9 protein-coding genes and 2 pseudogenes are annotated in these 9,082 nt (G+C 68.1%); 2 read left to right on the top strand and 9 right to left on the bottom strand.

What is annotated here, in order from left to right; translation table 11 throughout:
• From BMY22_RS21780 to BMY22_RS21745, 8 genes and pseudogenes are all read right to left on the bottom strand, one after another.
• The coding region (locus BMY22_RS21780; protein WP_143068593.1) for a transposase at nt 1-385 on the bottom strand (385 nt) is incomplete at its 3' end.
• Nucleotides 386-456: 71 nt separating this feature from the next.
• Entirely contained in the window at nt 457-1,461 is a 1,005-nt protein-coding gene (locus BMY22_RS21775) for a TerC family protein (RefSeq protein ID WP_090625371.1), read from the bottom strand.
• Between the two features lie 172 nt (nt 1,462-1,633).
• Nucleotides 1,634-2,323 (bottom strand): response regulator, encoded by a 690-nt coding sequence (locus BMY22_RS21770; protein ID WP_090625369.1) that lies wholly within the window; start codon nt 2,321-2,323, stop codon nt 1,634-1,636.
• Complete coding sequence (locus BMY22_RS21765; protein WP_090625368.1) at nt 2,320-3,786, bottom strand: DUF4118 domain-containing protein; 1,467 nt, start codon at nt 3,784-3,786, stop codon at nt 2,320-2,322. Before BMY22_RS21765 ends, BMY22_RS21770 begins: the two co-directional genes overlap by 4 nt.
• A 124-nt stretch (nt 3,787-3,910) precedes the next feature.
• On the bottom strand, nt 3,911-4,672 hold the full coding sequence (locus tag BMY22_RS21760; protein WP_090625366.1) for an energy transducer TonB: 762 nt from the start codon (nt 4,670-4,672) through the stop codon (nt 3,911-3,913).
• Entirely contained in the window at nt 4,669-5,094 is a 426-nt protein-coding gene (exbD, locus tag BMY22_RS21755; protein ID WP_090625365.1) for a TonB system transport protein ExbD, read from the bottom strand. The genes BMY22_RS21760 and exbD overlap by 4 nt, the downstream gene beginning before the upstream one ends.
• 6 nt (nt 5,095-5,100) lie before the next feature.
• Nucleotides 5,101-6,096: a tonB-system energizer ExbB gene (gene exbB, locus BMY22_RS21750; RefSeq protein WP_090625363.1), complete on the bottom strand. Its 996-nt coding sequence runs from the start codon at nt 6,094-6,096 to the stop codon at nt 5,101-5,103.
• Nucleotides 6,097-6,461: 365 nt separating this feature from the next.
• A pseudogene (locus tag BMY22_RS21745) lies at nt 6,462-6,638 on the bottom strand (AMP-binding enzyme); the annotation flags it as partial.
• Nucleotides 6,639-7,057: 419 nt separating this feature from the next.
• Here BMY22_RS21745 and BMY22_RS21740 point away from each other — a divergent pair.
• Nucleotides 7,058-7,408: pseudogene (locus tag BMY22_RS21740) on the top strand (LysR family transcriptional regulator); the annotation flags it as partial.
• 3 nt (nt 7,409-7,411) lie between these two features.
• Here the strand turns inward: BMY22_RS21740 and BMY22_RS21735 are convergent.
• Nucleotides 7,412-8,830 carry an acyl-CoA dehydrogenase family protein gene (locus BMY22_RS21735; RefSeq protein ID WP_244158963.1) on the bottom strand — a complete coding sequence of 473 codons (1,419 nt, stop codon included), beginning with the start codon at nt 8,828-8,830 and terminating at the stop codon, nt 7,412-7,414.
• Here BMY22_RS21735 and BMY22_RS21725 point away from each other — a divergent pair.
• Nucleotides 8,829-9,082: transposase (locus BMY22_RS21725; RefSeq protein ID WP_139211124.1), on the top strand; the 254-nt coding region annotated here is incomplete at its 3' end. The two genes, BMY22_RS21735 and BMY22_RS21725, sit on opposite strands and share 2 nt — an antisense overlap.

The following is a 9,082-nucleotide window of genomic DNA, read 5'->3' as shown; positions in this document are numbered from 1 at the left end:
CCTGCACCCCACCGCACAGCCAGCGATAGGCATCATGCACTTCGCACAGCCGCGCCAGAGCCCGCGCGCTGCCGACACCCTCCAGCGTCGCATACAGCCACAGTGCCAGCAAAATCTCCGGGGCAATCGCGCTGCGCCCGCATCCGCCATCCACCGCCTTGATCCCGGCGTACAGCGGCGAGAGGTCCTGCTGCTCGACGTAGCCCCACACCAACCGCGCCGGATGATCCTCCGAAAGCAGACTCTCCAGGTCGCTGGGGCGCAGCTCGATCTGATTCCGGTTCGGGCGCTGCACACGCGCCGCCGCCTTGGCCTTGAGGGGCGGCGCGGGCCGTGCGTCTGGAATAGGTAGATCGTCGAATAACTCGCCACCTGAGCCTGTCATTTTTTGCATCCAGTCCAAATCCTGCGCCCATTCTCGCAACATGCTGGCCTCGGTGGTTTTTTCACAGCCTCTCAGTCGGATTGTTTCCCGGTTGCCTCGAGCGCCGGCTGGTTGCGGGTCTTCCACAGGGAGAACAGGACACCGCCGAGCAGCAGGCCGAAGGTCACGCCGAGCGAGATGCCGGAGGGGATCTTGCCGATGAGGTTGACCAGGAAGATCTTGGCGCCGATGAACACCAGCACCAGGGCCAGGGCGTACTTCAGGTAGGCGAAGCGGTGGATCAACGCCGCCAGGGCGAAGTACAACGCGCGCAGGCCGAGCACGGCGAAGATGTTCGAGGTGTAGACGATGAAGGGGTCCAGGGTGATGGCGAAGATCGCCGGCACGCTGTCCACCGCGAACACCAGGTCGGCGCATTCGATCAGGATCAGCGCCAGCAGCAGCGGGGTGGCCCAGAGCACGTTGCGGCCGTGGGCGTTGGGCTGGCGGACGATGAAGCGCCCCTCGTGCAGCCGGTCGGTCACCCGCAGGTGGCGGCGCAGGAACTGGACGAACTTGTTGTTTTCCATGTTCTGCTCGTCGTCGACCCGGGCGAACAGCATCCGCAGGCCGGTCAGCAGCAGGAACAGGCCGAACACGTAGAGGATCCAGTGGAACTCGGCGATCAGCGCGGCGCCCAGGCCGATCATCAGCGCGCGCAGCACGATCACCCCGAGGATGCCCCAGAACAGCACCTCGTGCTGGTATTTGCGCGGAATCGCCAGGTAGCCGAAGATCATCGCCATGACGAACACGTTGTCCATCGACAGCGACTTCTCGATCAGGAAGCCGGTGTAGTAGTCGAGGCTCGCATCCGGCCCCTTCCAGAGCCAGACCAGCAGGCCGAACAGCAGGCCGGCGCTGATGTAGCCGGCCGACAGCAGCAGGCTTTCCTTGACGCTGATTTCATGATGGTCGCGGTGCAGCACGCCGAGGTCGAAGACCAGCAGCGCGATGACGATGCCGATGAACAGCAGCCAGAACCAGGTGGAAGTACCGAGAAAGGTGGTCGAGGCAAACGCCATGAAAGCGTCCATGAGCCCCTCCTTGCAGTCGAAGTTGAATGAACTGTGACTCCGACATGGCGGCAATGACCGTCAGAGGGGCCCGGCGTCACCCATTCAGGCTAGTGATCCTGCACGGGGCGCTCAAGGGGGAAGCCGTTGCAAGCTTTTTCAGGCCTCGAACAGGGGCGTCCACCGGTCGGCCTCAGGGCTGGAAGCGGTAGCCGACGCCGATCTCGGTGAGGATGTGCTGCGGCTGGGCGGGGATGCGCTCGATCTTCTGCCGCAGGTGGCCCACGTAGACCCGCAGGTACTGGTTGTTCTCCACCGCGCGGCCGCCCCAGATCTGCAGCAGCAACTGGCGGTGGGTGAGCACCCGGCCGGGGTTCGAGGCCAGCAAGATCAGCAGCCGGTACTGGATATCGGTCAGGTGCAGGGGTTCGCCGGCGCGGGTGACCTGGCGGCGCACGCAGTCGATCCGGCAGTCGCCGAATTCGATGGTCGGCTCCAACTGCTCGCGTTCCGCGGCGGGGCGCCGCAGCAGGGCGCGGACCCGCGCGAGCAGCTCGGAAACCCCGAAGGGCTTGGTCAGGTAGTCGTCGGCGCCGGCATCCAGGGCGGTGACCTTGCTGATCTCCTGGGAGCGCGCGGAGAGCACCAGGATCGGGACCGCGGACCAGATCCGGTAGTCGCGGATGAAGTTGATGCCGTTGCGGTCCGGCAGGCCCAGGTCGAGGATCAAGAGGTCCGGCTTGCAGGCGCCGGCCTCCACCGCGCCCTGGACGGCGGTGCCGGCCTCGACGATGGCATAGCCCTCGCCCTCCAGGGTGGCGGCCACCAGCTCGCGGATCTGCGGGTCGTCTTCCACCAGCAGGATGGTTGGGGTCTCGCTCATGTTTCGTCCTCCAGATCGCTCAGGGTGGGCGCGCTGCCCAGCGGCAGGCGCAGGCGGAAGCAGGCCCCGCCGCCCATGCGGTTTTCCGCCAGCACCTGGCCGCCGTGGGCCTCGGCGATGCTGCGGGCGATGGCCAGGCCGAGGCCGACGCCGGGGATGCTGGACTCCGCCTGGCCGCGGCGGAACAGGCCGAACAGTTCCTCGCCGCCGTCCGCCGGCAGCCCGGGGCCCCAGTCGCAGATCATCACGTCCAGCCACTCGCCGAAGCGGCGCACCACCAGCTCCACCGGGGTATCGGCCGGCGAATACTTGATGGCGTTCTCCAGCAGGTTCCACAGCACCCGTTCCACCAGCACCGCATCGAAGCGCAGCGGGGGCAGGCCCGACGGGATGTCCAGGGTGACTTCGCGCTCCTTCCAGTGGGCGCGGACCTGGCGCAGGGTGGCGCCGATGACCTCGTCGATCGGCTGCCATTCCTGATTCAGCTCGATGGTGCCGGAACGCAGGCGGGCCATGTCGAGCAGGTTGGTGACCAGCTGGTTGATCGACAGGGCCTGGTTGCGCAGGGCGCCGAGCATGCTTTTCTGGCGCTCCGGCGAGGCCTTGCCGAGGGCCAGGGTGTCGGCCAGGCCGACCATCACCGTCAGCGGGGTGCGCAGGTCGTGGGACAGCGCGGAGAGGATCGAGCTGCGCAGGGATTCGGCGGCGCGGCGCAGCTCGGTTTCCCGGGCGACTTCGGCGAAGTGGGTGCGCTCCAGGGCGACGGTCAGCACCGATGAGGCGGTTTCCAGGAAAGCACGGGTCGCCTCGCTGCCCGCCTGCTCGACCGGCAGCTCGCAGGCCAGCACGTGCGGCGGACCGCTGGCGATCAGCGGGGTCATGGCCAGGGTGTGCCGCGGGTCGCCGCCGGCACTGAGCAGGGGATGGCGGCCGGCGAGGGCCGACTGCAGCAGGGCCGCGGTGAGCGGGGGCGGTGGTGCGGCGAAGGCGCTTTCCGGAAGGATCCGGGTATGGTTGGCCTGCAGCGCGGTGCCGAGAAAGCGGCTGGCGATCTCCTCCACCTCGATCGGCGTCTGGGCGGCGCTCAGGTGCCGGGCCAGGTCGTAGAGGGCGCGGGCCTGGGTTTCCCGGGCCTGCACCTGTTCGGCCTGGGCCTTCAGGGAGGCGGTGAGGTGCCCGACCAGCAGGGCGACCACCAGCATGACCACCGCTGCCAGCAGGTACTGGACCTCGGTGATCGCCAGGGAAAACAGCGGGGGAACGAAGACATGGGCGTAGAGCAGGGCGCTCAGCAGCGCGGTGGCGATCGCCGGGCCGCGCCCGTAGCGGCTGCCGATGAGCACGACGACCAGCACGTAGAGCAGCGCGGTGTTGGAAAGGTCGATGGCCTCCTGCAGCGGCAGCATGAGCAGGGTGAGGCCGGTGCTGACCAGCAGGGCGGGCAGGAATTTTCGAACGGACACGGTGACGGCGCATCGCCCTGGCGGCTGGGGAAGAGGCCATCCTAGCCGGAGCGAAATAAAAACGGGGTAAAAATCACCGGCGGCGCGGACCGGCACGCCGCCCCGGTGGGGCGGCGGTCGGCGATCAGCGATCCTGCAGGGTGTAGGCGAAAGGTGCGACCACTTCCAGGGTGCCGTTGGTCAGCAGCTCCGGCGGTGGCGGCGGCAGCGGTTCGGCACGCCGGATCATCTGCAGGGTAGCCTGGTCCAGGGCGGTGCGCCCGGAGCGGCTGACCAGCTCGAAGGAGAGCAGCCGACCCTGCCCGTCGATCTTGAAGCGCAGCGTGACGGTGCCTTCGTCGCCGCGTCGGCGGGACTCTGGGGGATAGCGCTTGTAGCGGCTCAGGTGAGCGCGCAGGATGCCCTGCCAGCTGGGCAGTGCGTTCGACGACTCCGGGCTGCCGCTCTGGCTGGCCGGCTTCGCGTCGCTGCGCGGGGCGTTCGAGGCGGCTGGCGCGCTGTTCTGGGGCTGCGGCTGGCTCTGGGCGACCGGCTGCGACTCGGTTTTCGGCACCGGCTTGGCTTCGGGCTTGGGCGGCTGCGGCTTGGCCTTGGGCTTGGGCGGCGGCAGAGCCAGCTTGGGCTTGGGCGCTTCGATCGGTTTCGGCTGCACCACCGGCTTGGGCGGCGCAGGCGGCTCCGGCGGCGGTGGCGGCGTTGCCGGTGCGGCCGCAGCCGCGGCGGCGGGCGCCAGTGCCACCATCATGGCCGGCGGTGGCGGCGCCAGTTCGATCGGCTTGCTCTCCGACCGCCAGTACAGCGACCAGAGCGCCACGCCGACGTGCAGGCCGAGCACCAGCAGCAGGCACAGCCCCCAGCGCGGCAGGGTACGCAGTTGTTCGCTCATGGCTTGCCCACTGTCTCCAGGCCGACCAGGCCGATCTTCAGGTAGCCGGCCGAGCGCAGCAGATCCATGACCTCCATCAACTGCCCGTAGTCCACGTCCTCGTCGCCGCGCACGAAGATGGTTTCCTCCTTGTCGCCCTTGGTCTGCCGGTCGAGCGTGCTGCCGAGCAGGTCCGGCTCGACCCGGTCGTTGCCGACGTAGAGGCTGTGGTCCTTCTTGATGCTCAGGTAGATCGGCTGGTCCGGGCGCGGCGTCGGCTGGGCGGTCGAGGCCGGCAGGTCGATCTTGACGTCCACGGTGGCCAGCGGGGCGGCGACCATGAAGATGATCAGCAGCACCAGCATGACGTCGATGAAGGGGGTGACGTTGATGTCGTGGGATTCCTGGAGGTCGTCACCCCCCTCGTTCATGTGCATTCCCATGGTTGCTTACTCCACTGTCGCCTTGTGCAGCGCCTGGGCCTGGGGCTGTCTGGCGGTCGACGGCTGGTCGAGGTCGCGGCTGACCAGCAGCAGCACCTGGGACGAGAGGTCTGCGACCTGCGCCTTGTAGGCGGCGATGGAACGGGCGAAGACGTTGTAGATGACCACTGCCGGAATCGCCGCGACCAGGCCGATGGCGGTGGCCAGCAGGGCTTCGGCGATGCCGGGGGCGACCACCGCGAGGTTGGTGGTCTGCGATTTGGCGATGCCGATGAAGCTGTTCATGATACCCCAGACGGTGCCGAACAGACCGACGAAGGGTGAGGTGGAGCCGATGGTGGCGAGCACCCCGGTACCCACGCTCATCTTACGTCCGCTGGCGGCGACCAGGCGCTCGAGACGGAAGCTGACGCGCTCCTTGATGCCGTCCTTGTCGACGGTGCCGGCGGAAAGCTGCAGCTCTTCGCGGGCGTCCTCGATCAGCTGGGCGCTGAGGCAGTGGCTGGCGCGCGGCAGGGCGGAGGCCTGCTCGAGGGTCCGCATGCCCTTGAGGTCGGCCAGCGCGCCACGCAGGCGGCGGCGTGCACCGAGCAGTTCGAGGCCCTTGGCCAGCCAGATGGTCCAGGTGGCCACCGAGGCCAGCAGCAGGCCGATTATCACGCCTTTCACCACGATGTCGGCGTTCTGGTACATGCCCCAGGGCGACAGGTCGTGGGCCAGACCGGTATCGGCGTGCGCGTCCTCCGCGGGGCTTGCGGCCGGAGCGGCGCCGGCTTGCGCAGTGGCTCCGGCATCGGCGGGCTTGTCGGTGGCGGCGGCCGGAGTGGCGGGGCTCGCTGCCGGTGCCGTGGGCGCCGCTACCGCGGCGGCGGGCGCTGCCGCCGGCGCCGGCTCGACGGCCTGGACGGCGGGCGTCAGCAGCAGGCCGCAGAGCAGCAGGCTGGCTGGCAGGTGGCGTAGGAGTGTTCGGGTTGGCTGGGCGCAGGAGACGATAGGGTGCATGGGACCGGATATCTAAGTGAGGGCAGGACGGGGCTGGCACTGCCGGGACAGACGGAGCAAGGGGGACTGCGCCGTGGCCTGGTCGACAGGGCCGCCGGCGGGTCCATCACCTTGATGATTTTCTAGGTAGCTATCGTAACCCCAGAACAAGAAAAACGGTACAAAAGAGAATCAGTCTTGTCTTTGTGTGGGGTCCACAGCCGATCAGCGTCCCTGCCTCCCGGTAGCCTGGGGCTCGCTGACAGATATGGTAGAAGAGAAAACCGCTCGTCTCAGTGGCACCCGTCGGGCGGCTGATCCGATCAGCCCAACCGTACCGTCACTGAAGAGCCGGCTTCAACCTGCGCGCGTGTATATATGGCCGTCAATTCCCGCTGCAACTGCTGCTCGGCGATCCGCGAGCCGTCCTTGAGGACGATCAGCCCCAGCGGAACCTGGCCCTTGACCGCATCGGGCACGCCGATCACCGCGCACTCCGCCACCGCCGGATGCCGGGCCACCGGGTCTTCTATCTCGCCGGTGGAGAGGCGGTGGCCGGCCACCTTCTTGCGCATGGTGCGGATCGCCGTCGGCGGGCGGAACCAGCTCACGGCTGTACCTGTTCGGCCCAAAAACCGGCGGGATCGGCGATGGAGCGCTCATGGGAGTGCTGATAGTTCATCGTTTCGGCTCTCCATTGTTGTTATTGGGGAGAACGGCGAATGCACGGGAAGCGTGGCCGCGTCGAGGCGGCCGGCGGAGGCATCGTCTTTCCGTGGCAGGACAGCGGCGGTCATGGCGGCTATTCCCGCCCGCTGCGGCGGGTCATCTTTGAGCCTAACAGTGTGGCCTCCCCTGGCAAGGCGACCGGGCGCAGAGCCGGTCTGCATTTATGCACAGCTATCAAGCGTGCAGGTCCTGGATGTGCAAAGGTGCCCGGGAGTTGGATGATCGAGTCCGTGATTTTTCCCGAGGCACGGACATGGACTGGGACAATCTGCGCTTCTTTCTCGAACTGTCGCGGGCGAAAAAACTGACCGTGGCGGCCCGCCGGCTCGGCGTCGATCACACCACGGTGGCGCGGCGAGTGCCGGCGCTGGAGAAGAGCCTGGGGCAGCCGCTGTTCATCCGCGACGGCTCGGGCTACGGCCCGACGGAGGCGGGGCACCGCCTGCTGGTCTAGGTGGAGGCCATGGAAAGCGCCTTTCGCGCCATCGAGCAGGAGGATTCGGGCAGCGCCGACACCCTGTCGGGGCTGGTGCGCATCGGTGCGACCGAGGGCTACGGCGTCGAGCTGCTTGCCAGCCAGCTGGCGGCCCTGACCCGCCGCCATGGCTCACAGCGGGTAGTCGGCCAGCTCGCGGGCGATCAGGAGGCGCTGGATCTCGCTGGTGCCCTCGTAGATCTGGGTGATCCGCGCGTCGCGGTAGTAGCGCTCCACCGGATAGTCCTCCAGGTAGCCGTAGCCGCCGTGGATCTGGATGGCCTTGGAGCAGACCCGCTCGGCCATTTCCGAGGCGTACAGCTTGGCCTGCGAGGCTTCCGACAGGCAGGGCAGGCCGGCGCTCTTCAGGCGCGCGGCGTGCAGGGTCAAGAGGCGCGCGGCGTTGAGCTGGGTGTGCATGTCGGCCAGCAGGTTGGCGATGCTCTGGTGCTCGGCGATCGGCTTGCCGAACTGCACGCGCTCGCGGGCATAGGCCAGCGCCGCCTCGAACGCCGCGCGGGCGATGCCGAGCGCCTGGGCGGCGATGCCGATGCGCCCGCCCTCCAGATTCGAGAGGGCGATGGCCAGCCCCTTGCCGCGCTCGCCGAGCAGGTTCTCCGCGGGGATGCTGCACGCGCTCAGGCTCACTGCGCAGGTGTCGGAGGCGCGGATGCCCATCTTGTGCTCGCGGCGCTCGACGACGAAGCCTTGGGTGTCGGTGGGCACCAGGAAGGCCGACAGGCCCTGCTTGCCGAGTTGCGGGTCGGTCACCGCGAAGACGATGGCCAGTCGGGCGCGGCTGGCGTTGCTGACGAACTGCTTGGCACCGTCGAGCACCCAGCGGCCGTTCCTGAGTTCGGCGCGGGTGCGCAGGTTGTGCGCCTCCGAGCCGGCCTGCGGCTCGGTCAGGCAGAAGCAGCCGATGGCGCGGCCGGCGGCCAGCTCGGCCAGCCAGGCATCCTTCTGCGCCTGGCTGCCGTAGTGCAGAAGGGGGCCGCAGCCGACCGAGTTGTGGACGCTCATCAGCGTGCCGAGGGCGCCGTCGCCGGCTGAGATCTCCTCCACCGCCAGGGCGTAGGCGACGTAGTCGACGTAGCTGCCGCCCCATGCTTCCGGCACCACCATGCCGAGCAGGCCCAGTTCGCCCATCTGCGCCACCAAGGCATCGTCGATCCAGCAGGCCTTTTCCCAGGCCTGCGCCCGCGGGGCGACCTCGCGGCGGGCGAAGTCCCGGGCCAGGTCGCGAATCATGCGTTGCTCTTCGCTCAGTTCGATATCGTGCATCGCGCTCACCTCTCGTTCGCTCAGGCCTGGCGGCGGGTCTTGCCGGCGCTCGGCCGGAAGCCGGCAAAGAAAGTCTGGACCCGTTCCGGCGTGACGTCCGCCAGGGCGGGGCGGGTTCCAGCGCGGCGCCTTGTCCTTGTCGATCAGCGGGGCGCGCACGCCCTCCAGGATGTCGCCGCTGGCGAACCACTGGCGGTCCAGGTGCAACTCCAGGGTGAACCGCCCCGGGTTTTCCGGAGGCTCCAACCTTTGAGAGGATGGAGCCATGAAGACAGCAACGAAGTATTCTCCTGAAGTCCGGCAACGGGCGGTTCGCATGGTGCTCGAGCATCAGGACGAGCACGAGTCGCAGTGGGCGGCGATCCACTCCATCGCGGCGAAGATCGGTTGCACGGCCGAAACGCTGCGCCGCTGGGTAAGGCAGGCCGAACGCGATACCGGACTTCGTGAGGGGCAGACGACGCCCGAGCGTGAACGGATCAAGGCGCTCGAACGGGAAGTGCGTGAACTGCGACAGGC

The organism is Azotobacter beijerinckii (assembly GCF_900110885.1).
Taxonomy (GTDB): domain Bacteria; phylum Pseudomonadota; class Gammaproteobacteria; order Pseudomonadales; family Pseudomonadaceae; genus Azotobacter; species Azotobacter beijerinckii.
Note: the sequence above shows the minus strand (reverse complement) of the source record. Positions and strands in the feature narration are given on the sequence as shown.